Annotated in this window: 24 protein-coding genes; 12 read left to right on the top strand and 12 right to left on the bottom strand. The window is 66.6% G+C overall.

Annotated elements, in window-relative coordinates; translation table 11 throughout:
- Positions 1 to 7: 7 nt before the first annotated feature.
- On the top strand, positions 8 to 1,330 hold the full coding sequence (phaZ, locus tag LX81_RS04535; protein WP_111536110.1) for a polyhydroxyalkanoate depolymerase: 1,323 nt from the start codon (positions 8 to 10) through the stop codon (positions 1,328 to 1,330).
- Between the two features lie 7 nt (positions 1,331 to 1,337).
- On the opposite strand, the gene LX81_RS04530 is transcribed toward phaZ, so the two are convergent.
- Complete coding sequence (locus tag LX81_RS04530) at positions 1,338 to 2,090, bottom strand: alpha/beta hydrolase (RefSeq protein ID WP_111536109.1); 753 nt, start codon at positions 2,088 to 2,090, stop codon at positions 1,338 to 1,340.
- A gap of 140 nt (positions 2,091 to 2,230) precedes the next feature.
- On the opposite strand from LX81_RS04530, the gene thrS reads away from it, so the two are divergent.
- A complete protein-coding gene (gene thrS, locus LX81_RS04525; protein WP_111536108.1) occupies positions 2,231 to 4,177 on the top strand; it encodes a threonine--tRNA ligase in 1,947 nt (648 codons plus the stop codon).
- On the opposite strand, the gene LX81_RS04520 is transcribed toward thrS, so the two are convergent.
- Positions 4,174 to 4,497 carry an arsenate reductase family protein gene (locus tag LX81_RS04520; RefSeq protein ID WP_111536107.1) on the bottom strand — a complete coding sequence of 108 codons (324 nt, stop codon included), beginning with the start codon at positions 4,495 to 4,497 and terminating at the stop codon, positions 4,174 to 4,176. The two genes, thrS and LX81_RS04520, sit on opposite strands and share 4 nt — an antisense overlap.
- 187 nt (positions 4,498 to 4,684) lie before the next feature.
- Between LX81_RS04520 and LX81_RS04515 the strand changes: the two genes are divergently transcribed.
- Entirely contained in the window at positions 4,685 to 4,891 is a 207-nt protein-coding gene (locus LX81_RS04515) for a cold-shock protein (RefSeq protein ID WP_111536106.1), read from the top strand.
- Positions 4,892 to 5,382: 491 nt separating this feature from the next.
- Here the strand turns inward: LX81_RS04515 and LX81_RS21845 are convergent, their stop codons facing one another.
- Together LX81_RS21845 and thyX are read right to left on the bottom strand one after the other, a co-directional pair.
- Entirely contained in the window at positions 5,383 to 6,117 is a 735-nt protein-coding gene (locus tag LX81_RS21845; RefSeq protein WP_146259388.1) for a hypothetical protein, read from the bottom strand.
- Entirely contained in the window at positions 6,114 to 7,019 is a 906-nt protein-coding gene (gene thyX / locus LX81_RS04505; RefSeq protein ID WP_111536104.1) for an FAD-dependent thymidylate synthase, read from the bottom strand. The genes LX81_RS21845 and thyX overlap by 4 nt, the downstream gene beginning before the upstream one ends.
- Positions 7,020 to 7,185: 166 nt before the next feature.
- On the opposite strand from thyX, the gene LX81_RS04500 reads away from it, so the two are divergent.
- Both LX81_RS04500 and LX81_RS04495 read left to right on the top strand, forming a co-directional pair.
- Positions 7,186 to 7,620, top strand: a complete 435-nt coding sequence (locus LX81_RS04500; RefSeq protein WP_111536103.1) for a VOC family protein — start codon at positions 7,186 to 7,188, stop codon at positions 7,618 to 7,620.
- Entirely contained in the window at positions 7,587 to 8,303 is a 717-nt protein-coding gene (locus tag LX81_RS04495) for a DUF1194 domain-containing protein (protein ID WP_234822489.1), read from the top strand. Before LX81_RS04500 ends, LX81_RS04495 begins: the two co-directional genes overlap by 34 nt.
- Here LX81_RS04495 and LX81_RS04490 read toward each other — a convergent pair.
- The 3 genes from LX81_RS04490 to LX81_RS04480 form a co-directional block, all read right to left on the bottom strand.
- On the bottom strand, positions 8,297 to 8,794 hold the full coding sequence (locus LX81_RS04490; RefSeq protein ID WP_111536102.1) for a MarR family winged helix-turn-helix transcriptional regulator: 498 nt from the start codon (positions 8,792 to 8,794) through the stop codon (positions 8,297 to 8,299). The genes LX81_RS04495 and LX81_RS04490 overlap by 7 nt on opposite strands.
- Positions 8,795 to 8,869: 75 nt before the next feature.
- On the bottom strand, positions 8,870 to 9,139 hold the full coding sequence (locus tag LX81_RS04485; protein WP_111536101.1) for a succinate dehydrogenase assembly factor 2: 270 nt from the start codon (positions 9,137 to 9,139) through the stop codon (positions 8,870 to 8,872).
- Entirely contained in the window at positions 9,136 to 9,543 is a 408-nt protein-coding gene (locus LX81_RS04480; protein ID WP_373280270.1) for a helix-turn-helix domain-containing protein, read from the bottom strand. Before LX81_RS04480 ends, LX81_RS04485 begins: the two co-directional genes overlap by 4 nt.
- 95 nt (positions 9,544 to 9,638) lie before the next feature.
- On the opposite strand from LX81_RS04480, the gene LX81_RS04475 reads away from it, so the two are divergent.
- Both LX81_RS04475 and LX81_RS04470 read left to right on the top strand, forming a co-directional pair.
- On the top strand, positions 9,639 to 10,841 hold the full coding sequence (locus LX81_RS04475) for a pyridoxal phosphate-dependent aminotransferase (RefSeq protein ID WP_111536100.1): 1,203 nt from the start codon (positions 9,639 to 9,641) through the stop codon (positions 10,839 to 10,841).
- Between the two features lie 23 nt (positions 10,842 to 10,864).
- Positions 10,865 to 11,281: a GlcG/HbpS family heme-binding protein gene (locus LX81_RS04470; protein WP_111536099.1), complete on the top strand. Its 417-nt coding sequence runs from the start codon at positions 10,865 to 10,867 to the stop codon at positions 11,279 to 11,281.
- Positions 11,282 to 11,400: 119 nt separating this feature from the next.
- Here LX81_RS04470 and LX81_RS04465 read toward each other — a convergent pair whose 3' ends face one another.
- A complete protein-coding gene (locus LX81_RS04465) occupies positions 11,401 to 12,300 on the bottom strand; it encodes a UTP--glucose-1-phosphate uridylyltransferase (RefSeq protein WP_111536098.1) in 900 nt (299 codons plus the stop codon).
- Between the two features lie 435 nt (positions 12,301 to 12,735).
- On the opposite strand from LX81_RS04465, the gene LX81_RS04460 reads away from it, so the two are divergent.
- From LX81_RS04460 to ggpS, 3 genes are read left to right on the top strand one after another with little or no spacing between them, the layout of a single operon-like run.
- A complete protein-coding gene (locus LX81_RS04460; RefSeq protein ID WP_111536372.1) occupies positions 12,736 to 13,851 on the top strand; it encodes an NAD(P)H-dependent glycerol-3-phosphate dehydrogenase in 1,116 nt (371 codons plus the stop codon).
- Positions 13,848 to 14,615 carry an HAD-IIB family hydrolase gene (locus tag LX81_RS04455; protein WP_111536097.1) on the top strand — a complete coding sequence of 256 codons (768 nt, stop codon included), beginning with the start codon at positions 13,848 to 13,850 and terminating at the stop codon, positions 14,613 to 14,615. Before LX81_RS04460 ends, LX81_RS04455 begins: the two co-directional genes overlap by 4 nt.
- Positions 14,616 to 14,625: 10 nt before the next feature.
- A complete protein-coding gene (gene ggpS / locus LX81_RS04450; RefSeq protein ID WP_111536096.1) occupies positions 14,626 to 16,110 on the top strand; it encodes a glucosylglycerol-phosphate synthase in 1,485 nt (494 codons plus the stop codon).
- A 10-nt stretch (positions 16,111 to 16,120) separates the two neighbouring features.
- Here the strand turns inward: ggpS and LX81_RS04445 are convergent, their stop codons facing one another.
- On the bottom strand, positions 16,121 to 17,233 hold the full coding sequence (locus LX81_RS04445) for a polysaccharide biosynthesis/export family protein (RefSeq protein WP_111536095.1): 1,113 nt from the start codon (positions 17,231 to 17,233) through the stop codon (positions 16,121 to 16,123).
- Between the two features lie 138 nt (positions 17,234 to 17,371).
- On the opposite strand from LX81_RS04445, the gene LX81_RS04440 reads away from it, so the two are divergent.
- Positions 17,372 to 18,205, top strand: coding sequence for an NAD-dependent epimerase/dehydratase family protein (locus tag LX81_RS04440; RefSeq protein ID WP_111536094.1), 834 nt, complete (start codon positions 17,372 to 17,374; stop codon positions 18,203 to 18,205).
- Complete coding sequence (locus LX81_RS04435) at positions 18,202 to 18,816, top strand: sugar transferase (protein ID WP_211322707.1); 615 nt, start codon at positions 18,202 to 18,204, stop codon at positions 18,814 to 18,816. Before LX81_RS04440 ends, LX81_RS04435 begins: the two co-directional genes overlap by 4 nt.
- Here LX81_RS04435 and LX81_RS04430 read toward each other — a convergent pair.
- Genes LX81_RS04430 through LX81_RS04420 form a run of 3 tightly spaced genes read right to left on the bottom strand, consistent with a single transcriptional unit; the run spans position 18,813 to position 23,729 of the window.
- A complete protein-coding gene (locus LX81_RS04430; RefSeq protein ID WP_170133847.1) occupies positions 18,813 to 19,469 on the bottom strand; it encodes a YjbF family lipoprotein in 657 nt (218 codons plus the stop codon). The two genes, LX81_RS04435 and LX81_RS04430, sit on opposite strands and share 4 nt — an antisense overlap.
- Positions 19,460 to 21,643 (bottom strand): YjbH domain-containing protein, encoded by a 2,184-nt coding sequence (locus tag LX81_RS04425; RefSeq protein ID WP_170133841.1) that lies wholly within the window; start codon positions 21,641 to 21,643, stop codon positions 19,460 to 19,462. The genes LX81_RS04430 and LX81_RS04425 overlap by 10 nt, the downstream gene beginning before the upstream one ends.
- A 25-nt stretch (positions 21,644 to 21,668) precedes the next feature.
- Positions 21,669 to 23,729 carry a polysaccharide biosynthesis protein gene (locus LX81_RS04420; RefSeq protein WP_373280269.1) on the bottom strand — a complete coding sequence of 687 codons (2,061 nt, stop codon included), beginning with the start codon at positions 23,727 to 23,729 and terminating at the stop codon, positions 21,669 to 21,671.
- Positions 23,730 to 23,943: the final 214 nt, after the last annotated feature.

The raw sequence follows: 23,943 nt of genomic DNA, 5'->3' as shown, positions 1-23,943 counted from the left end.
AACTCCGATGGGACCAATGCTGACCTACGATCTGATGGAGACGGCGCGGGTGACGAACCAGTGGCTTGGCGCCACCGCGCAGGCCATCGGCGCCTATCCCGCCACCGGCCTCATGGCCAATCCGGCCCTGCAATGGATCGCCGCATGGGGCGAGGTGACGGAACGCTCGTTCGGGCGGATGATCATGAAACCCGACTGGGGCATCCCGAGCATTGTCGGTGATGATGGCCGCGATCATGTCGTATCGATCGAGCGCGTCGTGACCCGGCCGTTCGGCGATCTGATCCGCTTCCGAGTCCTCGGCCGCCCCGAGAAGCCCCGCCGAGTGCTGGCGGTCGCGCCGATGTCGGGACATTACGCGACGCTCCTTCGCTCGACGATCGTCTCCCTCCTGCCCGATTGCGAGGTATGGGTCACCGACTGGCACAATGCCCGCGACATTCCTGTGTCGGCCGGGAAGTTCGACGTCGACGACTACACGCTCTACCTCGCCGACTTCATTGAGGAGCTCGGGCCCGACATCAACGTCGTCGCGGTCTGCCAGCCGGTACCCCTCGCGCTCGCCGCGACCGCCTATCTCGCGGAGAAGGAGCCGTCCGCGCAGCCGGCGACCCTCACCCTGATCGGCGGGCCGGTCGACCCCGATGCGAAGGCCACCGACGTCACCGATTTCGGTCGGCGCGTCACGATGGGCCAGCTCGAGCACATGGTGATCCAGCGCGTGGGCTTCAAATCGGCCGGGGCCGGACGGATGGTCTATCCGGGACTGCTGCAGCTTGCCTCCTTCATCTCGATGAACCTCGAAATGCATACCGACGCCTTCACGCAGCAGATCTTCCGCGTGGCCAAGGGCGAAGCGGGCGATCACGACCGGCACAACAAGTTCTACGACGAATATCTCGCGGTCATGGACATGACCGGAGAATTCTACCTCTCCACGGTCGAGCGCATCTTCAAGCGGCGCGACATCGCCCGCAACGCGTTCAGCGTCAACGGCACGCCTGTCGACATCTCCAAGATCACCGACGTCGCCGTGCATGTCGTGGAAGGAGAGGAGGACGATATCTCCGCGCCGGGCCAGTGTCTCGCGGCACTCGATCTCCTGACGGGGCTGCCGGACGAGAAGAAGGCCGCGCATCTCGAACCGGGCGCGGGCCATTACGGCATCTTCGCAGGCCGGTCCTGGCGGGAGAACATCCGTCCGCTCGTGCTCGATTTCATCGACGAGCAAGCTGGACGTTCGGGATCGCGCAAACCCGCCAATGATGAGAAGGCGCCGCAGCGCCGTCGCCCCAAACCTGTCGTCGAAAAAGGCGCGACACCCGTCTGAGCGACGGTCAGGCCGTCGCGCCGTCGATCCGGGCGAGCACCTCCTCCACCGTTTCGGTCAGGAGGTCGAGGCAATCGGGCGTGGAGAAGCGATGGTCCGCGCCCCGTACGAGCGTCAGGCGGACGTCGCCCTCGAGATGGGCGAGAAGGCGGAGCGCGACCGACATTTCCACGTCCGCATCCTCCGTCCCGTGCAGGAGCCGGACCGGGCCGGGGCTCCGGACAGGTGCGCGCAGGACGAGGTGACGCCGTCCGTCTTCGATGAGGCGGCGGGTGACGCGATAGGGCGCGTCGTAATCGCTCGGCATGAGTATTTGGCCGTCCCGTGCGAGCGCGGCCCGCTCCTCCTCGGAGAAGCCGGCCCACATGCTGTCCTCGGTGAAGTCGGGCGCCGCGGCGATCCCGACGAATCCTGCGACGCGCGGAACCGCGTTCGCCACGAGGAGCGAGATCCATCCTCCCATCGAGGATCCGACGAGGAGCACGGGGCCATCGGTCAACGCTTCTATCGCGGCCCGCGCATCCGCGGCCCAGTCGCCGATCGCGCCGTCTTCGAACGCACCCGATGACGCGCCGTGGCCGGAATAGTCGAACCGGAGGTAGGCTTGGCCGCTTTTCCGCGCCCACTCCTCCAGATGGACGGCTTTCGTGCCCGCCATGTCGGACATGTATCCGCCGAGGAAGACGACCCACGGCCCTCTCCCCTCGCTGCGATTGTAGGCGATGCGTCGCCCCTCGGGCGTGTCGATGAAATCTGTCATGCGCGCAGACTGCACGAGATCCCGTGCGGCGCAATCGCTTCGTGTCGCGCGGCTTGACAGGCGGGGGCATCTTGGCCATGTCGAGCCGACATACTTGCAACCGGGCGTTCCGTAGGCGCCGAACCGACGAGGAGGCCCCGATGGCCCAGATCTCCCTGACTTTTCCCGACGGCAATTCCCGCGATTACGAGGCGGGGGTAACTCCGCAGGAAGTCGCGGCATCGATCTCCAAATCGCTGTCGAAGAAGGCCGTCTCCGCGCAGATCGACGGACGCCACTGGGACCTGCAATGGCCGGTGGAGCACGACGCTGCGATCGCGATCAACACCAACGACGATCCCGCCCCCGCTCTCGAGCTCATCCGCCACGACCTTGCCCATATCATGGCCCGTGCGGTGCAGGAGATCTGGCCCGACGTGCAGGTGACGATCGGCCCGGTGATCGAGAACGGGTGGTACTACGATTTCGACCGCGCGGAGCCCTTCACCCCCGATGATCTCGGCCGGATCGAGGCGAAGATGCGCGAGATCATCGCCGCGCGTGACCCGGTCCGCACGGAGATCTGGGAGCGCGACCGCGCCATCGCGCATTACCGCGAGCGTGGCGAGCCCTACAAGGTCGAGCTGATCGAGGCCATTCCCGGCGACGAGCCGCTGCGGATGTACTGGCACGGGGAGTGGCAGGATCTCTGCCGCGGGCCGCATCTGCAACATACCGGACAGGTGCCCGCGGACGGGTTTCGCCTCATGTCGGTCGCGGGGGCCTATTGGCGCGGCGACAGCACCCGGCCGATGCTCCAGCGAATCTACGGCGTCGCGTTCCGCACCAAGGCGGAACTGGCCGCGCATCTTACCATGCTCGAGGAGGCCGCGCGGCGCGACCACCGCAAGCTCGGGCGGGAGATGGACCTTTTCCACATGCAGGAAGAGGCGCCGGGCCAGGTTTTCTGGCACCCGAACGGCTGGAGCATCTACACCAGCCTGCAGGATTACATGCGGCGCATGCAGCGCGCCCACGGCTATGTCGAGGTTAACACGCCGCAGGTCGTGGACCGCAAGCTCTGGGAAGCGTCGGGGCACTGGGACAAGTACCAGGAGCACATGTTCATCGTCGAGGTCGACGAGGAGCACGCGCGGGAGAAAGCGATCAACGCGCTGAAACCGATGAACTGCCCCTGCCACGTCCAGATCTACAACCAGGGGATCAAGTCCTACCGCGATCTGCCGCTCCGGATGGCGGAGTTCGGGTCGTGCAACCGCTACGAGCCGTCGGGCGCGCTACACGGGATCATGCGGGTACGCGGGTTCACCCAGGACGACGCGCATGTGTTCTGCACCGAAGAGCAGATCGAGGGAGAATGCGCGCGCTTCATCGACATGCTCGCGCAGGTCTACCGCGATCTCGGCTTCGAGAGCTTCGACATCAAGTTCTCCACCCGGCCCGAGAAGCGCGTGGGGTCGGAGGAAAGCTGGGACTATGTCGAGACCGCGCTCGAGAACGCGATCAAGGCGACGGGTCATCCCTACACGCTCGATCCGGGGGAAGGCGCGTTCTACGGGCCGAAGCTCGACTTCAAGCTCACCGACGCGATCGGGCGGGAATGGCAGCTTGGGACGTTCCAGGTCGATCCGAACCTGCCGGAACGGCTGAATGCCAGCTATGTCGCGCCGGACGGGGCGAAGCGTCGACCCTACATGCTGCACCGGGCGATCCTCGGCAGCTTCGAGCGGTTCATCGGGATCCTCATCGAGAACTACGAGGGCAAGCTTCCGTTCTGGCTCGCGCCGCGTCAGGTCGTGGTCGCCTCCATCGTTTCCGACGCGGACGGGTTCGTTGGCGAAGTCACCGATATGCTTCGTAAAAACGGCATTCGTGCGGAGGCGGATACGCGCAACGAGAAGATCAACTTCAAGGTCCGGGAGCATTCGGTGGGCAAGGTGCCGGTGATCCTCGCGGTGGGTGCGCGGGAGGTCGAGGAGCGGAGCGTTTCCGTGCGGCGGCTTGGCGATAAGGGGACGCGGAGCGTCGATCTCGACACGCTGGTGGCGGAGCTTTCCGCGGAGGCGGCGGCGCCCGACCGGCGCTAGAGAAGGGCGGCGCGGGCCTCTTCCGTCCACCCGAGATGGAGGGTCGCGCCGTCGTCGATCACCGGGCGTTTCATCAGCGTCGGGTGGCGGCCGATGAGGGTCACGGGGTCCTCCGCCCGCTCCGCATCGTCGAGATCGCGCCAGATTCGGGCGCTGCGATTGACGAGCCTGTTGCCGAATTCGGCGTGAAACCGGGCGATCTCCGCCTGCGGGATGCCGTCTGCGCGGATATCCACGACCTCCGGATCGTGTCCGGCGTCGCGTAGCGCTTTCAAGGCCTTACGGCACGTATCGCAGGTTTTCAGGAGGAATATCCGCATAATCCGGGGGGCCCGCGTCATTCTGTTACGAGACTTTCTCTTGCAATCGTGAGCCGATTTGGCAAGCGTCGAGGGTGTGACATCAGACTTTCTACGGCGACCGCTCCGGCTGGGGCAGCCTATCCGGAAGACCTGGCTGCACAATCCCGCCGGCAATGGTGCGGGCGGGCGAGCGAAGGAGAACGGCATGCCCACTGGCACCGTAAAGTGGTTCAACACCACCAAAGGTTATGGATTCATCGCGCCCGACGATGGCGGCAAGGACATCTTCGTCCACATCTCCGCCGTCGAGCGGGCCGGGATGACGGGTCTCGCGGATAATCAGAAGGTCAGCTACGAGCTGATCTCCGGCCGCGACGGACGCGAATCGGCGGGCGACCTGCAGGCGCTCTAGCGCCCGTTCGGCGTACACGGGGCGTACACGGCACGTACAGCAGGCGTACACGATCCGTGCATCCCCTGTACCTATAGCGTGCAGCGGATGTACACGGGACGTCCGCACGACGTACACCGGACGTATGTACATCGTATGGCACCTGTACATACGCACGCTCGGAAGGGCCGAACGGCAACGTTCGGCCCTTCGGCGTTCGTGGGCGGATCGTTGATGGGGCGTGCGATGGGAACTGAATATTTTGTTCAACTCAAGTTTGAGAACGCTTGCAGGAAATCGCGGTTTTATGAGTTCAAACCGGGCTTATTCCTCGAATAGCGTTTCGCGGGCAAACGGGGCGATCAAGTTTAATATTTAATATCAAAGCTGCTCCACGCGAAAATTACGGCTCGCAGTGGGAAGCAGTCATTAAGCAGTATCGAAGAGAAATGCGTGGTAATCTACACTCCTCCTTTTGACCTAGAAATATTCTTGGCGACGATATCAAATTATTACGTAACGTCTAAAGAAATATTCCGCCCAAATCTCTGTCTCATTACCTCCTGCCCCTCCTCTATGAATTCGCGCACATACAGCTCAAGATTAGGAATTATTTCCTGAATCGTATCGAGTAAACTAGACATTTCGAAAAGGAGAGCGCTTTCGTACGGATCAGTATCGCCAAGTCGGCTCAAACTTGATCTAGTTTCAAGCGATCTCTGGCGTAAATCTCTCCACACGCTCCGATATTCATTCAAGTAGAAGTCGAGTTGTTTTGCTGTATGCTCAAGTCTGAAGGTCGAGTTGATAAAGTTTATGCGCCTAGTTTCAAAAATGAAGATCCATTCATTTCGTGAGAGCTGCACCTGAAATTTTGAGAGGAACTCGGGCGTAACAATATTACGGTCTATTTCGTGTATATGCTGTAATCCATCGGACATATCAACGTATCGTATCTTTGCGTCATGGACATCTTGCTTGAAGTATGTGGCGCTTTGAAGCACGATATATAACGTATTTCGATCTTCCGTATTAGCTTTCTGTTGGGAACTATGAAGATAGTAAAAAACAAGGAACAGTTGGGCAAAAACGGCAAATAAACCACCTATCAATGCGCCTGCGAAGCCGGCATTTTGTAGAAGCCGTGGAATGGCCTCATGGATAAAAAATAGTGCCGTAAAGCAGAGACCAAGAGTCAGACCTAATGCAAAATGCCCTCCTTGCCTGGTGAAAAGACCGTAATTCACCCGATCACCTCCCGAAATTCCCCCCATTCCCGCTTGCTCATCCCGCTGGTCTCCTGCGTGACCTCCTCGCCCTTCAGCATCCGCCGCACGCAGTCGAGCGCGGAGGCCGAGAGGGTGGCGCCGCCGAGGCGGTATTCCTCGAAAGCGCCCCAGGCGAGGGGCACCCAGTCGGCGACGCAGGCCGAGATCGCTTCGGCGTAGACGCGGATCTCGTATTGCGCGTGGGGGTCGGCGCGCAGGCGCAGGAAGTGGAAGAGGTTGTGGAGGTCCACCTTCCAGTACCACTGGGTGTAGATCGAGGCGGGCAGCGCCATGCGGGCGAGTTCGCGGGCGAGGCCCTGCTGATCGCCCTGGTCGAGCATCGCCTCGTAGCTGTCATAGGCGCGGTCGGCACCGGATTTGAGTAGCTCCAGCACGCGGGCGGCCTCCTCCCCTTCCAGCACGGTGCCGCGGCCCTGGTTGTTCTGCTTCGACTGCGCGGCCAGTTGTTCCGGCGCGGGGGTGTAGAATTCGCGGTCGAGGATCGAGTAGCGGGCGGAATACTCGTTCACGTTGGCAGTGCGGTGCCGGATCCATTGCCGCGCGACGAAGACCGGGAGCTTCACGTGCAGCTTCACCTCGCACATCTCGAAGGGCGTCGAGTGCCAGTGGCGCATGAGGTAGCGGATGAGCCCCTCGTCGTTCTGCACCGACTTGGTGCCGCGCCCGTAGGAGACGCGGGCGGCCTGCGTGATCGCGGCGTCGTCGCCCATGTAGTCGATCACTCGCACGAAGCCGTGGTCGAGGACCGGATGGGCGCGGTAGAGATGCGCCTCCATCCCTTCCGAGGTGGCGCGGAGCGTCTGGCGCGTCTCGGCGCGGGTTTCGTCGATCTCTGCCTGCTGGTCATGGGTCAAGGGCATCGGGCACTCCGTCGGGTTCGAGTCGCGCATGAAGGTATCTTGTGCCTCGCGCCTCGCAAACCGCGATATGTCGTGTTCACGCGATTTCCTGTGGACAGATGTCGGCTTTGACGGCTGCGCCACGGGCGCTAGGATCCGGCCTCGACACAATGAAGGGGGTGCCCTTATGGGGACGGAATATCTGCACACGATGGTCCGGGTGAAGGACCTCGACAAGACGCTCGAGTTCTTCAAGATGCTGGGGCTCGAGGAGCGGCGGCGCTCGGAAAACGAGAAGGGCCGCTTCACGCTCGTCTTCCTCTGCCCGCCGGGACAGGACGACGGACGCGCCGACGTGGAGCTGACCTACAACTGGGACGGCGACGACAAGCTGCCCGACGACAGCCGGCATTTCGGCCACCTCGCCTACCGCGTCGACGACATCTACGCGATGTGCGAGAAATTGCAGAACGCGGGCGTGACGATCAACCGGCCGCCGCGCGACGGGCACATGGCCTTCGTGCGCTCGCCCGACAACGTGTCGGTGGAGCTTCTGCAGCGAGGCGATGCGAAGGAGCCGCAGGAGCCGTGGGCCAGCATGGAGAATACCGGACACTGGTAGGCGCGGCCACGGCCACGCTCGCGCTTCTGCCCGGTTCGGCGGAGGCGGCGTGTCGGCTGGCGCTGCTCCTCGCGCTCGACATGTCCTCCTCCGTCGATGCGGAGGAGGGCACGCTGCAACGCGCGGGCCTCGCGCGGGCGCTCCTGTCGGAGCCGGTACGGGCGGCGGCGCTGTCGATGCCGGGCGAGCCGGTGGCGCTCGCAGCCTTCGAATGGTCGGGGCGCTACCAGCAGGTGCCGATCCTCGGCTGGACGCTCATCGAGAGCGCGGCCGACCTGGAGGCGGCGGCGGTGCGGATCGCGGGCTCCGAACGGATCCATTCCGAGTTTCCGACCGCGATGGGCTTCGCGCTCGGACATGCCGCGAGCTGGTTCGGGACGGCGCCCGCATGCCTCTTCCAGACGCTCGATCTGTCGGGAGACGGGGTGAACAACGACGGGTTCGGCCCACGCCTCGCCTACAAGCACTTCCCCTTCGAGGGGGTGACGGTGAACGGCCTGGTGGTGACGGGGCACGACGAGAACGTCGCGGCCTACTACGCCGCGGAGGTGCTGCACGGACCGGGCGCGTTCCTCGAGATCGCGGAGGGATTCGCGGATTTCGAGCGGGCGATGCGCCGCAAGCTCACCCGTGAGATGGCGATGCCGATCCTAGGATCGCTGGCATCGCCCTCCGGTCAGTAGATGTAGCGGATCTGGTCGGCCCAGTAGCGCTCCACGCGCTTCAGCGTGCCGTTGATCTCGCGGATCCGGTCGTGATCGAGCACGCCGCGGGTCTGCAGCCCGTCCGCATGGCGGCGGAAGAGCTCGGCCACAGCCTCGTGCACGGCGCGACCTTTCGCGGTCAGCTTCACCCGCACGGCGCGGCGGTCGATCTCGCAGCGCTGGTGATGCATGTAGCCCATCTCCACGAGCTTCTTGAGATTGTAGGAGACGTTCGAGCCCTGGTAGTAGCCGCGCGACTTGAGCTCGCCGGCGGTGACCTCGTTGTCGCCCACGTTGAAGAGCAGGAGGGCCTGGACCGGATTGATCTCCAGCACGCCCACGCGCTCGAATTCGTCCTTCAGAACGTCGAGCAGCAGACGGTGCAGCCGTTCGACAAGGGAAAGGGAGTCGAGATATTCCGCGATGAAACCGCGATCCCGATCGGTTGCGATGTTCCGCAAAACGCTCATGACATCCTCGCGCAGTGAAGCCTTGGATGCATCTACGCCCGGAAAACCTAAGATTCCGTCAAAATTCAGAGACGTTTAGACGGAATCCGCCTCGCGGACGGAGGCCTCGATCCGGGCCAGGAGCGGGGCGAACCGCTCCGGCGGGGGCTCCTGTCCGCTGACCCAGCGGTAGAGGTCCTGGTCGTTCTCCCCGAGAAGGGCGTCGTAGGTGTCGAGCGTGGCCGGGTCGAGCGACGCGAGCTGCGCGTCGGCGAACCGGCCGAGGATCAGGTCCATCTCCTTCATGCCCCGCCGCCACGACCGCAGGCGGAGACGTTTGAGGCGGATCTCCGACGTCTCCGTCATTTGCCGGCCATCGTCTGGCGCAGACGCTTTTCGAGAAACCCCAGACGGTCGGCCGCTTGGACGATCTCCGATTGGAGTGTCCGCATCTCCATCAGGATATCGTGCGTGCCGTCGGGGACCGTCCCGGTGGCGCCGGGCGCGGTGATGCCCTCCCCTTCCCCGGTCAGCAGCCAGCGCAGCGATACGTTGAGGATCCCCGCGAGCATGCTGAGGCGGTTGGCGCGCGGCTCGCTGAGATCGTTCTCCCAGGATTCGAGCGTCGCGCGCTTCACGCCCAGGCGCTTCGCGAGCTCGTCCTCGCTCATCCCGACCGCGTTGCGCGCCCCGGCGAGCCTGTCGCCGAGCGTCGCAGTCTCGTTCGAGTACCAGTCCTTGTCTTCCAATACGGCGTCGTCGGCCATCATGTCCTCCCGCAGCATCATATGTTCGGCTTCGTTGTTGAAGACCATGCCGTCGAAGCCTAAGAGTTCGCAGACCGATTTACCACCGAGGGGCGACGATGGACCAGCTTTCCGCGACATTGACCCGTGTAAAACCGTCGCCGACGATTGCGGTGACGACGATGGCGGCGGAGCTCAAGGCACAGGGCCGCGACGTCATCGGCCTGGGCGCGGGCGAACCCGATTTCGACACGCCCGACAACATCAAGGCGGCCGCGAAGGCCGCGATCGACGCGGGCAAGACGAAATACACCGCCGTCGACGGGATCCCGGAACTCAAGCAGGCGATCTGCGACAAGTTCAAGCGCGACAACAACCTCACCTACACCCCGTCGCAGGTGAGCGTCGGGACCGGCGGCAAGCAGGTCCTCTACAACGCGCTGATGGCGACGCTGAACCCCGGCGACGAGGTCATCATCCCGGCGCCCTACTGGGTGAGCTACCCGGACATGGTGCTGCTCGCGGGCGGCACGCCCGTGACCGTCGAATGCGGCATCGAGCAGGGCTTCAAGATGAGCCCCCGGCAGCTCGACGACGCGATCACCGACAAGACCAAGTGGCTGATCTTCAACTCGCCGTCGAACCCGACCGGCGCGGGCTACAGCCGGGAGGAGCTGAAGGCGCTGACCGACGTGCTCGTCCACCACCCGCATGTCATGGTGATGTCGGACGACATGTACGAGCACCTGCGCTTCGGGTCGTTCGAGTTCTGCACCCCGGCGGAGGTGGAGCCGGAGCTCTACGACCGGACCCTGACCGTCAACGGCGTGTCGAAGGCCTACGCGATGACGGGCTGGCGGATCGGGTATGCCGCGGGACCGGAGAAGATCATCGGCGCGATGCGGAAGATCCAGTCGCAATCGACCTCCAACCCCTGCTCCATCAGCCAATGGGCGGCGGTCGAGGCGCTGAACGGGCCGCAGGACTTCCTGAAGGAATGGTGCGCGGTCTTCGAGCGGCGGCGCGATCTCGTGGTCGAGGGGCTCAATGGGGCGAAGGGGGTCACCTGTCCGGTGCCCGACGGCGCCTTCTACGTCTATCCCTCGATCGCGGAGCTGATCGGCATGGTCTCCGCCGGCGGGGCGGCGATCGACAGCGACGAGGCCTTCGCCAAGGCGCTTCTCGAGGAGGAAGGCGTGGCGGTCGTGTTCGGAGCGGCCTTCGGTGTCTCGCCGTGCTTCCGCGTGAGCTATGCCACGTCGGACGCGGCGCTCGAGGAGGCCTGCACGCGGATCCGGCGCTTCTGCGCCGGCTGCAGCTAGATCAGAGACCAAGGGAGAAGAAGATGAGCTATACGCGCGAGACGGCGGCCCTGACCCATGCGGGCGTGCTGAAGATGCTGCATGCGGCGTCCGAGAAGGCCACCGAGATCGGCCAGCCGCAATGCATCGTGATCGTCGATGCCAGCGGCGAGCTCCAAGGGGAGCTTCGGATGGACGGCGCGAAGTTCCTCAGCCGCAAGTCGGCCCATGCGAAGGCGCGCACGGCCGCGGCGACCCGCAAGCCCACCGCCGACGTGCCCGACGCGATGAAGCAGGGCCTCGGCATGGCGACGCAGGGCGAGGTGACGGGCCTGCCGGGCGGGCTGCCGATCTTCGTGGGCGGACAGCATCTGGGCGGGATCGGCATCGGGTCGGGCACCGGCGATCAGGACGTGGCCTGCGCGACGGCCGCGCTGGAGGCGATCGGCGCGGATATGTAGCCCGCTCCGCCCCGTGGGGGAGGCGGCGCGACGGCCGGCGGATCCCCCCGCCCGGCCGCGGACAAAAAAATGCCGGCCCCGCGAGGGACCGGCAAGGCGGGGAGAAGACGCAGTCGAACCTAGGCCGCTTCGGTCATGTCGGCAGGCTGTGCGCAGAACTCGGAAAGAACATCCGCATAGGCCGGATCGAGGCTCGCCATGAAGAGCGTGGCCGCGAGCATGCCCTGCTTGGAGCCGCAATCGAAGCGCCGGCCGGAAAAGGCAAAGCCCGCGAGACCGATCCGCCGGGTCCCGGCGGCGATGGCGTCGGTGAGCTGGTACTCGCCGCCCGCGCCGGGCGTCAGCGCGTCGAGATCGGCGAAGATCGACCCGTCGAGGACGTACCGGCCGACGACGGCGTGGCGCGACGGCGCGTCGGCGGGCTCGGGCTTCTCGACCATGCCGGAGGCGAAGATCAGGCGGCCTTCCGTGCGGGTCGGCGCGAGAACGCCGTAGGACGAGACGGCCTCCTCCTCGACTTCCATTGAGGCGACCATGTGGCCCGCCTCGCCCTTGGCGTAGGCGTCGACCATCTCCTTGATGCATCCCTTGCGGCCGACGATCAGGTCGTCGGGCAGGATGACCGCAACGGCGCCCGGCAGGACGTGGGGCGCGGCGCAGTTGACGGCGTGGCCGAGGCCCAGGGGCTCGTCCTGCATGACGAAGACGACATCGTGCTCCGCCTCGTCGAGGGCGGCCGATTCGAGGCTGCGGGCGATCTTGTTCTTGCCCTTCAGTCGCAGCGTGCGCGAAAGATCGGCATCGTGCCTCACATACCGCTCGATCGCCGATTTCGACGGATGGGAGACGAAGATCATCCGCTCGATCCCGGCCTCGCGCGCCTCGTCGATCGCGTACTGGATGAGCGGGGTGTCGATCACCGGCAAGAGCTCTTTCGGCGTCGCCTTCGTGGCAGGCAGGAAGCGCGTTCCAAGTCCGGCGACGGGAAAGATGGCGGTCCTGACGGGGGATGTCGGCATGTGGTGGTCCTCGGCATGTTCAACGGCCGCCCTGTCCGCTGGGAATGAAGGACGACACTCTCTGCAATGCAGAATATACGCGTCAGTTCCCCTGACCAAATGACAACTGCGTCTATTTGGAGGAAACAGATTGTTCGTCAGCCAGCGGGTATCCGTAAAAAAGTTCTGTCCGACAGATATTTGGCGCAGGATCGGCAAAATCTCCCCGCGATCGGCGGGATGCCGCGGGATAGCGAGAAATGTGCGATCTGCCCGTGGGCGACCCGCCATGCCCGCAAACCGGGCAGATCGTAAATGCTTCCGCAGGGTTCGGAGGCGTCTGGCCAGTCCGGCGGAGGGATGGCACAAGGAACCGCCGGCGCCTCGAAACCTTTCCCGTCGGGGGAGGAGCCGGGAGCGCGCCGGAGCGGTGCCGCATGGAAGGAGTCGACCGACATGACGCTTAGCAAGGCGGAACAAACGAAGCTGCCGGCCAATGCGCGGCCCTACCGCCGGATCGCCGTGATCGGGACCGGGTCCTGGGGCACGGCGCTCGCGAGCGTGGCGCGGCGCGCGGGACGCGAGGTCATCGTCTGGGGTCGGGATGCGGACACGGTCGAGGCGATCGCCGAGCGGCGGGAGAACCCGAAATACCTCCCCGGCATCGAGCTGCCCGAGGGGATCGAGGCCACGACCAGCATGGAGGCCGCGCTGAAGGGCGCGGAGGCGGTGCTCATCGTCACGCCCTCGAAGACGCTGCGGGAAGTCTGCGGCAAGATGCGCCCGCACCTGCCCGACGGCGTCCCCGTCGCCCTCTGCGCGAAGGGGATCGAGGCGCAATCGGGATTGCTGCTGGGCGAGGTCGCGGGATCGGAGCTTCCCGGCCATCCGGTCGGCGCGATCTCCGGTCCGACCTTTGCCAAGGAGACGGTGCTGGGCCATCCGACGGCCGCGACCGTGGCCTTCGAGTTCAGCTATGCCGACCGGCTCGACCCGCAGGAGAGCCCCGCGGCGCGGTTGGCGCTGTCGATGTCGTCGGACGTGTTCCGCTGCTACATCTCTGACGACCTCGTGGGGGTGGAGATCGGCGGCGCGGTGAAGAACGTGATCGCCATCGCCTGCGGGATGATGTCGGGCGCGGGCTTCGCGGAGAACACGCGCGCGGCGCTCATCACCCGCGGCATGGACGAGATGAAGACGCTGGCCGAGGTGCTGGGCGGGCGGCGCGAGACGGTGACGGGGCTCTCGGGCGCGGGCGATCTCACGCTCACCTGCTCTTCGACCACGTCGCGCAACATGTCGCTCGGCACGCAGCTCGGCCAGGGGATCGCGCGGGAGGATTGCTTCGACGGCAAGCCCGTCGTCGTCGAGGGCGAGGTCAACTCGATCTCGGTGATCGACCTCGCCTCCCGGATCGGGGTCAGCCTGCCGATCTGCGAATCCGTCCACGCGGTCCTGCATCGCGACGCGGACCTGAAACAGACGTTCCGCGATCTCTGGTCGCGCCCGATCGAGGCCGAGCCGAAGGGCTTGGGCATCTTCCTGGACCATCCTTTCGGAGAACCTGCATGAGTGGCGCCCCCATCCCATCTACCAGTATCAGCGCAAGGCGCTTCGTCCTCGCGACCGATCTCGACGGCACTTTCCTCGGCGGCTCGGACGAGGACCGCAAGACGCTCTACCGCTGGATCGAGGACAATCGCGAGACGATCGGACTGATCTTCGTCACCGGTCGCGACCCGAAATTCATCGCGGCGCTCTGCGACGGGGGCGTGCCCTGGCCGGAATACGTGGTGGGCGACGTGGGCACCACGATCGCCAGGGTGAACGGGCTCGAGGTCGAGCCGATCGAGACGCTCGAGCAGGAGATCGCTGAGGCGTGGGACGATTCGGGCGACCGCGTCCGCACCGAACTCGCCGGCCATCCCGGCCTAACCGTTCAGGAGACGGAGTTCCGCTACCGCGTGAGCTTCGACATGAACCCCGACGAGGTCACGCAGGCGAGCATCGACGCCGTGGACGAGATGGGCCTCGACCATCTGATCTCCGACAACAAGTATTTCGACGTGCTGCCGAAGGGGATCAGCAAGGGCCCCTCGCTGAAACGCCTGATCGCGCATCTGGGGATCTCGCCCTCCTCGGTCCTCGCGGCGGGCGACACGTTGAACGACCTCTCCATGCTCGAATGCGGATTGCCCGCCGTGGCCGTCGGCGGCGCCGAGACGGCCCTCGTCGAGCGGGTCTCGCCGCTCGATCACGTCTATATCGCCAAGGGGATCGGCGCGGCCGGCATCCTCGAGGCGGTTCGCGAACTCGATCTCCACGACACGCCATAAAGGACATTTCATGCCGAGCGATCTGGTCATCGTCTATCACCGCCAGCCCTACGAAGAAGTCGAGGAAAACGGCAAGATCGTCTTCAAGGAGAACAAGAGCCCCAACGGCATCGTGCCGACGCTCAAGGGCTTCTTCTCCCGCGTCGACAAGGGCGCCTGGGTGGCCTGGAAACTCGCCGAGGATCCGTCGAACCCCGATTTCGAGCGGGTCGTGGAGATCGACGACAGCTACGGCAAGTACGCCGTCTCCCGCCTGCCGCTGACCGAGGCGCAGGTGAAGTCGTTCTACCACGTGACCTCGAAGGAGGCGTTCTGGCCGATCCTGCACTCCTTCAAGGAGAAGTACGATTACGACCCCGTGGACTGGCCGACCTTCCGGGAGGTGAACTGGGCCTTCGCGGAGGCCGCCGCCGCCGAGGCCGCGGAGAACGCGGTCGTCTGGGTCCACGATTATAACCTCTGGCTCGTGCCCGGCTATCTGCGGAAGATGCGGCCCGACCTCAGGATCAGCTTCTTCCACCACACGCCGTTTCCTTCCGCAGACATGTTCAACGTGCTGCCCTGGCGGCGGGAGATCATCGAGAGCCTGCTCTCCTGCGACGTGGTGGGCTTCCACATCCCGCGCTATGCCGCGAACTTCGTAGGCGTGGCCGAGAGCCTCTTCGATATCGAGACCGGCCCGCGTGAGCCGGTGAACCCCGATTTCATCTCGGAAGGGGTGGCGCTGAGCGAGCGGAAGACGGCGCAATACGTCGTCTGGAAGGACCGCAAGGTGCAGATCACGGCTTCTCCGGTGGGCGTCGATGTCGATTACATCGAGAGCAAGGCGCAGACCGACGAGACGATCGAGAAGGCCAAGCAGATCCGCGAGGAACTCGGCGACGTTCGGATGATCCTGTCGGTCGGGCGCACCGACTACACGAAGGGCGGCGCGGACCAGCTTCTGAGCTTCGAGCGGGTCCTCGACGACAACCCCGATCTGCGCGGCAAGCTGCGGCTGATGCATGTCTCCGTCTCCGCGAACCGCAACATGACGGTCTACGAGGGGATCCAGAACGAGATCGAGCAGACGGTGGGCCGGATCAACGGGCTCTACGGCACGTTCGACTGGACCCCGGTGACGCTGATGAGCCGGGCGATCCCCTTCGATGAACTCGTCGCCTATTACCGCGCGGCCGACGTGGCGTGGATCACGCCGCTCGCCGACGGGATGAACCTCGTCGCCAAGGAATTCGCCGCCTGCCGGGGCGACAATGACGGCGTGCTCGTCCTGTCGGAATTCGCGGGCGCGGCGGTGGAGATCAATTCCGCGATCCTCGCCAATCCGTTCTCCCACAAGTCTATGGACCGGGCCCTCGTGCAGGCGCTCAACATGGAGCCGGAGGAGCGGGAGCACCGGATGCGCAGCATGCGCGAGACGATCCGCAAGTACGACATCCGCCACTGGGCGGAGGATCAGATGGCGGGTTTCGCGGGGGATGACGGCCGGCTCTGACCGGCCGGCCTCAATTCGTCACGCGGGTGGCGAGGCCGACGCCGCCCGCGAGCAGACCGATGGCGAGCTGGATCGAGCTCACCGGGCTCTCGGTCGCGAGCACCACGTCCTTCGGCATGATCTGCATGTTCTGCGCGCTGAAGAGCCCGTCCGCCGTGGTCAGGTCGATGGAGAAGATCACCCGTGTCTGGCGCGGGCCGCGCAGGCCGGTCGCCAGCGCCGAGGGGGGGTATTCGCGCAGAACGAGGACGCCCTCGGGATCCGCACGGGTATCGGTGATCCCGCCGATGAGCGAGATCGCCTCGAGCGCGGTCAGCTCGTCTTGCGGGAAGTTCACGATCGCCTCCCGCCCGGCGGCGCCGAGCGACAGGAAGAAGCGCTCGTCCTCCTCCACGATCACCCGGTCGCCCGCGCGGACGAGCGCGTCGCGCGCGGGGTTCTCGTAGAGGCTGTCGAGCGAGGTGGCGTAGAGCGTGCCGCCGCGTTGCAGCTTGACGCGCGGATTGCGCAGGTTCCCGTTCACGCCGCCCGCCTCGCTCAGCACCGACAGGATCGAGACGTTGCGCCCGACGAGCGGATAGGTGCCGGGGCGGCCCACCCCGTCGACCACGGCGACCGAGTTGAGGTTGCCCTCCTCCAGCGCGAGCTGGACCTGGGCCGACGGAGCGATCTGGGTGAGCTCGTTCTGGATCGCCTCCCGCGCGCGTTCCGGGCTCATGCCCGCGATCCGGACCTCGCCCACGTAAGGAACGAAGACGCGACCCGCGGAGGAGACGGTGAGCGGGCCGAGCTCCGCCGAGCGCTGCTCGATCGAGGTCAGGAGCGAATTGTCCGACGAATCCCAGATCCGCACAACGACCGTGTCGCCCGCGGCGATGATCTGCCCGTCGGAGCCCGCGCTCTGCCGTGGCCAGCCCGCGGAGCGTTCGGCGTTGATCGCGGGCCAGGCCGCGAGGGTGGGCAGGAGGCCGCGGGTGACGGGATAGAAGGCGAACTCGCCCTCCTCGGCGGCCGCGTCGCGGCGGATCTCCGACTTGAGCGCGGCCCCGCGCGGCAAGCCGCTGCAGGCGGTGAGGCCCGTCAGCGCGCAAAGGAGCAGCGCCGAGGCGCGCGATATCGTCATGGGAAGTCCCTCCGGCCCGACGGCCACCCTGAGCGCCGCCCCGTTCGAGCCGGGACTGGCGAAGCGCCGTTTCGCGTTGCGTGCCAAGATACTAAGCTCTACCGCGATGGCAATCGGGCGCGGCGGATTTGGGGAGTCATGAGGCGGGAATTCACCACGAGGCCGGTCCTTCTCGGCGCATCCGGGCGGGTCGGGCTGCGGATCGCCCGCGCCTGGCGCGCGGCCGGTCAGGATTTCGTCGCGGTGTCGAGCCGCGAGGGCATGGCGGACCTGCACTGGGACATGGACACGGCCCCGCCCCCGATGCCGCAGATGGCCGGACAATCGGTCTTCGTCCTCTCGGGCGCCGTGCCCGGACCGGGCGCCGATCTCGCGCGCAACGTGGCGCTGGCGGAGGCGGGTGCGGCGGCGGCGCGGACGAACGGGGCGGCGCGCTGCTTCCTCGTCTCGAGCTCCGCCGTCTACGGCCCGACGGGCGCCGATGCGGTTCCCGAAAACGCGGCGCTCGCCGGCGCGTCGCCCTATGCGCGGGCGAAGATCGCGATGGAGCGGGCGGTCGCGGGGCCCACGATCACGGCGCTCAGGGTGTCGAACGTCGCAGGCATCTCCGAGCCGTTCCTGTCGATCGAGGCGGGCGGAGAGCCGGCTCTCGACCGCTTCGCGGATGGCCGGGGCCCCTCGCGCAGCTATGTGGGGCCGGGCGCGCTGGCCCGGATCCTCGCGGGCCTCGCCGCGGCCGTCGAGGCGGGCCGGGACATCCCGCCCGTGCTGAACGTCGCGGGCCCGGAGCCGGTGGCGATGGCCGACATATTCGCGGCGGCGGGACGGGAGGTGGTCTGGCGCAACGCGCCCGAGGGAGCGGCGCAGCACGTCCATCTCGACACGTCCGCGCTCGCGGCCCTGGTGGCGGTCGAGCCGCAGGATGCCGCGGCGCTCTGGGCCGATGCACGGGCGACGGGGGGTGCCGCGTGAGCCCCGGCAAGCGCGCGATGGATATCGGGCTCGCGCTGTTTCTCGGCGTGGTCCTCGCTCCGGTCGCGCTGATCCTGATCGCCTGCCTTTTCGCGACGCAGGGGCGCCCGCTCCTCTACCGCGCGGAACGGATGCGGAGCGTCGACGAGGGGTTCCTGCTCTGGAAATTCCGCTCGATGCGGCCCGATCCCGGCGATAGCGGCGTGACGGGCGGCGACAAGTCGGACCGGATCACGCCGATGGGACGAACCCTGCGCCGCACCCGCCTCGACGAGTTGCCGCAGCTCTGGAACGTGCTCAGGGGCGATATCAGCTTCGTCGGTCCCCGCCCGCCGCTGCGCCGTTACGTGGAACTCGAACCCGAACTCTACCGGGAGGTGCTCAAGAGCCGGCCGGGGATCACCGGGCTTGCCACGCTGCGCTTCCATGCCCACGAGGAGCGGCTCCTCGCCGCTTGCGGTTCGGCGGAGGAGACCGATCGCGTCTACCGGCGGCGCTGCGTGCCGCGCAAGGCGGCGCTCGATCTGCTCTACGCGCGGCACCGGAGCTTCTGCTTCGATCTGGTGCTGATCGCGGAGACGGCGCGGAAGGTCCTGCCCCGCCGCGCCTAGCGTAGGCCGGTATGGACGTCCTGGATGAAGAGATAGCCGATCTCCTCGCCGGCGAATTGCCGCGACTGCCGGACCACGCCGAGACCGTCGATCCAGTAGCGGTTCTCCACCTGCGCGCCGTCCTCCGTCTCGCATGTCTCCGTCAGGAGCGCGGTGTCGAAGGCCCGTCCCGTGACCACGACGCGTTCCGCGCCGGCGATCGCGAGCGTGCAGAAATACCGCGTGAGCTCCATCTCCTCGTCGCCGCCGAGATGGTACTGATCGCGCACGACCCGCCCCTGCCCCGCACCGATCGCGGGCGCGCGGGCGGAGGCGAGATCGTTGCCGAACCCCGCCGTGCCGATGAGCTGCCCGCCCTGGGTGGTGATCGTCACATCGCCGGGCGAGCGCCAGGTGATCGTGTCGCGATTGATCCCGTCGAGGACGAGCCCCGCCTGGTTGCCGCGCGATTCCACCTCGACGAGGAGGATGTTCGAGGGCGCGGCGTTCAGCGTCGCGTCGCTCGCCGTCACGCGGCCTGGCGCCTCCGTCCGTCCGGGCAAGCCGATCGTTGAGAGCGACTCGCCGAATTCCGAGAAGATCCCGCGCTCCGTGCCGGTGGCGCACCCGGCGAGAAGGAGGAGCGCCGCGCCGAAGACCGATCTCATCGCCATACCCGGCCCCATTGCTCGTCGAGCCGTCGCTCGTGTCCGTCGACCACCCGGTCGTAGAGCCGCCCCGAGACGTTGAGCCGCGCGCCGCCGTCGCGCGTGACGGGCCGGAGCGTGGTGCCGAGCGAGGACCGGCTCGGCCGCCCGGTGAACCAGGAGAGTGGAATCGAGAACCGGATGCCCTTGTCGAAGGACCCCTCCCCGAACTCGTCCGAACTCACGTCGGTCAGCGTCGCGAAGGCGCCCACCGACCAGCCATTAGCGAAGGTCCGGTCTAGCCCGAGTGTCGCGCCGGTATCGCCCGCGAGGTAGCGGCCCATGTCGAGCTGCACGCGGAAGCCCTCGGGCAGCTCGTAGTAGACGGAGACATGGCCGGTCGCGACGTCGTATTCCTCGATTTCCTCGCGGGCGAGGCAGTTGACGGTGCAATCGGCGAAGCCGAGGCCCAGATCGGCGTCGCGCTGGCGCACGTAATTGAGCTCCGCGCCCACGGCGAGGCGGCTCGTGACGGGCTTCCAGAGGATCTCTCCCGAGACACCGCCGAACATCCGCTCCAGATAGCCCGCGGTCACGCGACCGTAGAGATCCCGGCCGGGGCGGAAGTAATAGGCCGCCTGCAACCGGTCGAGCGAGGGGTCGCCCTCCTCGTTGTAGATCGCCTGGTCGGTGCGGACGCGGGGCAGGACGGAATTGCTCTGCCGCACGCTGTCGGTCGTCCCGGCATAGAGACGCTTGGAAACCTGGCCCGAGAAGACGAGGCCGGGCAACGGCTCGTAGGAGGCGTCGGCCTGCACGCCGATGTCGAAGCGATAGGGATTCTCGGGTTCGAAATAGAGGCGGCGGATGAAGGGGCCGATGCCGTAATCGAAGCGCGGGAACATCTCCGGATTGAGATAGGCGCCACGCGGGCGCGGCCCGGCATCGCCGATCCCCGCCACGGCGCGCAATTGCGCGGCGGCGTCGGGCGCGTTGACGATCGCCTCCAGATCGGAACGGCGGAGCGTCACCGCCGAGACGGGCAGGCCGCCCGACGAGGTCACGATGCGGAAGGTCTCGACCGAGGTGGGCATCGTGCGGGTGAGGGCACGCGCGATCCGCCCGACCGCTTGCGCCGAGGCGTCGTAGGTGTAGTTGCGCACCCGGATCTCGACGGTATTCGCGTCGAGGACGGTGAAGGATTCGACCTCCATCCCGGCATCGGTCAGCTCGTCGTTGACCACGCGGGTGAGCTGCGGGGCCGCGTTCGGATCCGCGACCCAGCTCTCGACCCAGAGCTCCGGCGCCGCGGCGCGGGGGGTGCGCGCGTTGACGGGCCGCGGGGCGGGGCCGACGCTGCCGTTCTGCGGCGGCCGGTAGGGATTGGCGGAGAAGGTGAGTTTCACCCCGATCTCGGAGCCGTAGAGATAATGCGCACCGAGCGAGACGGCGTCGTTGATCCGGTAGGTGGCGCCGAAATTGAAGGGCGAGGAGCGATCGACGATGGCAGAGCTCGGCGCGCGGCCCTGCCCCGTTTCCACGTCGTAGGCGTCGGAGGAATATTCCGCCATCAGCGACCAGCGGTCGTCCGGACGCCAGATCACGCTGCCGAAGGGCGCCGCGGGACCACGGAACCACTGATCCACGTTGAATTCCCCGCCGCGGCCCGCATCGGGCGCGGGACGATCGCCGAAGGGCGCGCCGATATCCTCGTAGCTGCCGAGCCGCCCCCAACCGAGACCCGCCGAAAGCGTCAGGCGCCCGGACGCGAAGCTTTTGGTGGCGACGAGATACTCGCCGGAGAAGAGCCCGGTGCCGACGAAATCCTGCAGGCCGATCTTCAGCGCGGGAAGCACGCGCCCTTCGCGCAGGACGACGGCCGAGAGATCGAAGCTGCGGTCGTAGTAATCGTCGAAGCCGAAGTAATCGAGGCCCGAGAACTTGGCATAGCGGAAGCTGCCTTGGATGCGGGGCAGAATCTGGAACGACAGCGTGTTGCGGTTCACGCCCGACCAGTCGGAAACCGTCACGTCGAGCTGCCCGTCCGGGCGGCTTTCGGCCGTGGGCGTGTCGATCGCGCCGGTGACGCCGTAGAAGTTCAGATCGGAGCGCGAGTCCTGCGCGACGGCGGGCAGTGCCGCGACGGCGAGGGCCGCCACGACGGGGATCGTCCGGCTTGCGCCGCGTGCTCGATCGGCCAAATTCGTTCCCCCGCAGGCTCTCACGTCAGGCGATATGCCCGGTTCCCGGCGGGGCGTAAAGCGGGTGCGGCGTGCCTCCCCCGCCCCGTGCGTCCGGATGGATGTCAGCGCCGGATGTCGGCCGGTCGCGCGAAGGCACGGGAGACGGAAGCGGCGCCGCGAGCCCCGCGGGACGCACGCCGCCATACCCCTCCACCCAGCGGCGCGCGACCGCCGCGGCCGCCTCCGCATCGCCGGTGGCGAGCGCCTCGCGCAACGAGCGGATCGCGGAGGCGATCTCGATCTCGCTCAGCGCCGCCTCGCGCGCGCAGAAGATCTTGGCGTGATCCGTCGTCTCGTGCCCCTTCCCGATAATCAGCTCCTCGTGGAGCTTCTCGCCGGGTCGCAGGCCTGTCTCCACGATCTCGATATCGCCGTCGGGATTGGCCTCGTCTCGGACGGTGTAGCTCGCATCGTGGATGAGCGTGCGCGCGAGGTCCCAGATCCGGAGCGGCGTGCCCATGTCGAGGACGAAAACCTCGCCGCCCTTCGCGAAGGAGCCCGCGATGAGGACGAGGCTCACCGCCTCCTCCACGGTCATGAAGTAGCGCGTCACCTCCTTGTGGGTGACGGTGACCGGTCCGCCGCGGGCGATCTGCTCCTTGAAGAGCGGGATGACGGAACCGGAGGAGCCGATGACGTTGCCGAAGCGCACCATCGAGAAGATCGTGCCCTCCGTCCGGGCGGAGAGGTCCTGCACGACGAGTTCCGCGAGCCGCTTCGAGGCGCCCATGACGTTGGTGGGGCGGACCGCCTTGTCGGAGGAGACGAGGATGAACCGCTCCACCCCCGCTGCCGCGGCCTCCCGCGCGAGCGCCCAGGTCCCGAGCACGTTGTTGGCCAGGCCTACGAGCGGGTTCTGCTCCACGAGCGTGACGTGCTTGTAGGCGGCGGCATGGAGGATCACCTCGACCCCGTGATCGAGCAGGACGCGGCGGCAGAGGCGCGGCTCCGTCACCGATCCGAGCACCGGGACGAGCTCGATCCCCGCTTCCGCGGCGAGCGGGGCGAGGGTCTTCTCCACCTCGTAGAGCGCGAGCTCGGAGAGCTCGAAGATCACCAGCCGGCGGGGACGGCAGCCCAGGACCTGCCGGCAGAGTTCCGATCCGATCGAGCCGCCGCCGCCCGAGACGAGGACGGAGCGTCCGGCGATCTGCTGCGCGCCCTGATCGGCGTGGCGGTCAACCGTTTCGCGGCCCATGATCTGCGCGGGCGAAAGCGCCTGCAGGCGCTCCACGAGCGGTTCGGTGCCGATGAGCTGCGAGAAGGAGGGCACGGTCTGCACCTCGACCCCCATCGCCTCGAGCCGGCGGGCGATCTGGGCGAGCTTCGGCCGCGAAAGCGACGGCATGGCGAGCAGCACGCGGCGCACGCGCAGATCCCGCACAATCTCCTTGATATCCACGGGCCGCAGGACGGGCAGACCCGCGATGGTCAGGGTCTGCAGCGTCGCGTTGTCGTCGACGAAGGCCACCGGCTCGATCGCGTCGTGGGCGGTGAGCGCGCGGGCGAGGTGCATGCCCGTCGTGCCCGCGCCGTAGATCATCACCCGCGTGCGGTTGCCGCGCAGCCGATAGATCGCGGTCAGGGCCTCCAGCATCACGATCCGGCTGGTCGCGCAGAGCAGGAAGAGGACGAGGCCGAAAACGAAGAACGTCCGGCCCTCGACCGGGGCCGCACCGATCTGATGGAGCGCCGCGCCGATCGTGGCTACGATCACGGCGAGCACCGCAAGGCGTCCGAACCCGGTGATGTCGTAGGCGCGCAGACGGATGTTCGGGATCGTCAGGATGGTGGAGGTCACGCCCGTCACCATGACGAGGAGCGCGAGCGTCTGGATCCCCGCCCAGGTCGAAAGCATCCGCTCGACCGGCGCCTCGGTGATCGCGAGCGCGAGGACGTAGGCCACGACCGTGAGGCCCAGATCGACGGCGAGAAGCAGCGTGCGCTTCAACCCGCGGTCCATCTTATGAAACAGGTCGACGACGCCATGGCGAAGCCGCTGCACGCGCTCGACGCCCAGCCGGTCCTCGATCCAGTCTCTCATCGCCATGGCTGAGCCCTGTCTTCTCGCCCGGATCGGACCGAAACGGCCCTGCCCCTCCGCGTGGCCGGGTTGCCATCGCTCATAGGCCAGAATGCCTGGCTGCGGCAAGGCGGGCCCATCCGCGCAACCGTCGCATCCGCCGATTTCCGCGCGCCGTTGCGGTCGCGACATGGTTTGCCGCCGGCGATCCGACACGAGCCACAGGGGCGAGATG

This window comes from Palleronia aestuarii (genome assembly GCF_003253995.1).
GTDB classification, from domain to species: Bacteria; Pseudomonadota; Alphaproteobacteria; order Rhodobacterales; family Rhodobacteraceae; genus Palleronia; species Palleronia aestuarii.
The sequence above is the reverse complement of the archived record's forward strand: the minus strand, read 5'-3'. Positions and strand labels throughout refer to the sequence as shown.

What these genes read in the sequence shown, in the direction of transcription:
- thrS (WP_111536108.1), top strand. Translation starts at nt 2,231, where the DNA reads ATGGCCCAGATCTCCCTGACTTTTCCCGACGGCAATTCCCGCGATTAC.
- LX81_RS04455 (WP_111536097.1), top strand. Translation starts at nt 13,848, where the DNA reads ATGAGTGGCGCCCCCATCCCATCTACCAGTATCAGCGCAAGGCGCTTC.
- LX81_RS04440 (WP_111536094.1), top strand. Translation starts at nt 17,372, where the DNA reads ATGAGGCGGGAATTCACCACGAGGCCGGTCCTTCTCGGCGCATCCGGG.
- LX81_RS04530 (WP_111536109.1), bottom strand. Translation starts at nt 2,090, where the DNA reads ATGACAGATTTCATCGACACGCCCGAGGGGCGACGCATCGCCTACAAT.
- LX81_RS04470 (WP_111536099.1), top strand. Translation starts at nt 10,865, where the DNA reads ATGAGCTATACGCGCGAGACGGCGGCCCTGACCCATGCGGGCGTGCTG.
- LX81_RS04445 (WP_111536095.1), bottom strand. Translation starts at nt 17,233, where the DNA reads ATGACGATATCGCGCGCCTCGGCGCTGCTCCTTTGCGCGCTGACGGGC.
- LX81_RS04520 (WP_111536107.1), bottom strand. Translation starts at nt 4,497, where the DNA reads ATGCGGATATTCCTCCTGAAAACCTGCGATACGTGCCGTAAGGCCTTG.
- LX81_RS04420 (WP_373280269.1), bottom strand. Translation starts at nt 23,729, where the DNA reads ATGAGAGACTGGATCGAGGACCGGCTGGGCGTCGAGCGCGTGCAGCGG.
- ggpS (WP_111536096.1), top strand. Translation starts at nt 14,626, where the DNA reads ATGCCGAGCGATCTGGTCATCGTCTATCACCGCCAGCCCTACGAAGAA.
- phaZ (WP_111536110.1), top strand. Translation starts at nt 8, where the DNA reads ATGGGACCAATGCTGACCTACGATCTGATGGAGACGGCGCGGGTGACG.
- LX81_RS04490 (WP_111536102.1), bottom strand. Translation starts at nt 8,794, where the DNA reads ATGAGCGTTTTGCGGAACATCGCAACCGATCGGGATCGCGGTTTCATC.
- LX81_RS04515 (WP_111536106.1), top strand. Translation starts at nt 4,685, where the DNA reads ATGCCCACTGGCACCGTAAAGTGGTTCAACACCACCAAAGGTTATGGA.
- LX81_RS04500 (WP_111536103.1), top strand. Translation starts at nt 7,186, where the DNA reads ATGGGGACGGAATATCTGCACACGATGGTCCGGGTGAAGGACCTCGAC.
- LX81_RS04460 (WP_111536372.1), top strand. Translation starts at nt 12,736, where the DNA reads ATGACGCTTAGCAAGGCGGAACAAACGAAGCTGCCGGCCAATGCGCGG.
- LX81_RS04485 (WP_111536101.1), bottom strand. Translation starts at nt 9,139, where the DNA reads ATGACGGAGACGTCGGAGATCCGCCTCAAACGTCTCCGCCTGCGGTCG.
- LX81_RS04480 (WP_373280270.1), bottom strand. Translation starts at nt 9,543, where the DNA reads ATGATGGCCGACGACGCCGTATTGGAAGACAAGGACTGGTACTCGAAC.
- LX81_RS04475 (WP_111536100.1), top strand. Translation starts at nt 9,639, where the DNA reads ATGGACCAGCTTTCCGCGACATTGACCCGTGTAAAACCGTCGCCGACG.
- LX81_RS04430 (WP_170133847.1), bottom strand. Translation starts at nt 19,469, where the DNA reads ATGGCGATGAGATCGGTCTTCGGCGCGGCGCTCCTCCTTCTCGCCGGG.
- thyX (WP_111536104.1), bottom strand. Translation starts at nt 7,019, where the DNA reads ATGCCCTTGACCCATGACCAGCAGGCAGAGATCGACGAAACCCGCGCC.
- LX81_RS04465 (WP_111536098.1), bottom strand. Translation starts at nt 12,300, where the DNA reads ATGCCGACATCCCCCGTCAGGACCGCCATCTTTCCCGTCGCCGGACTT.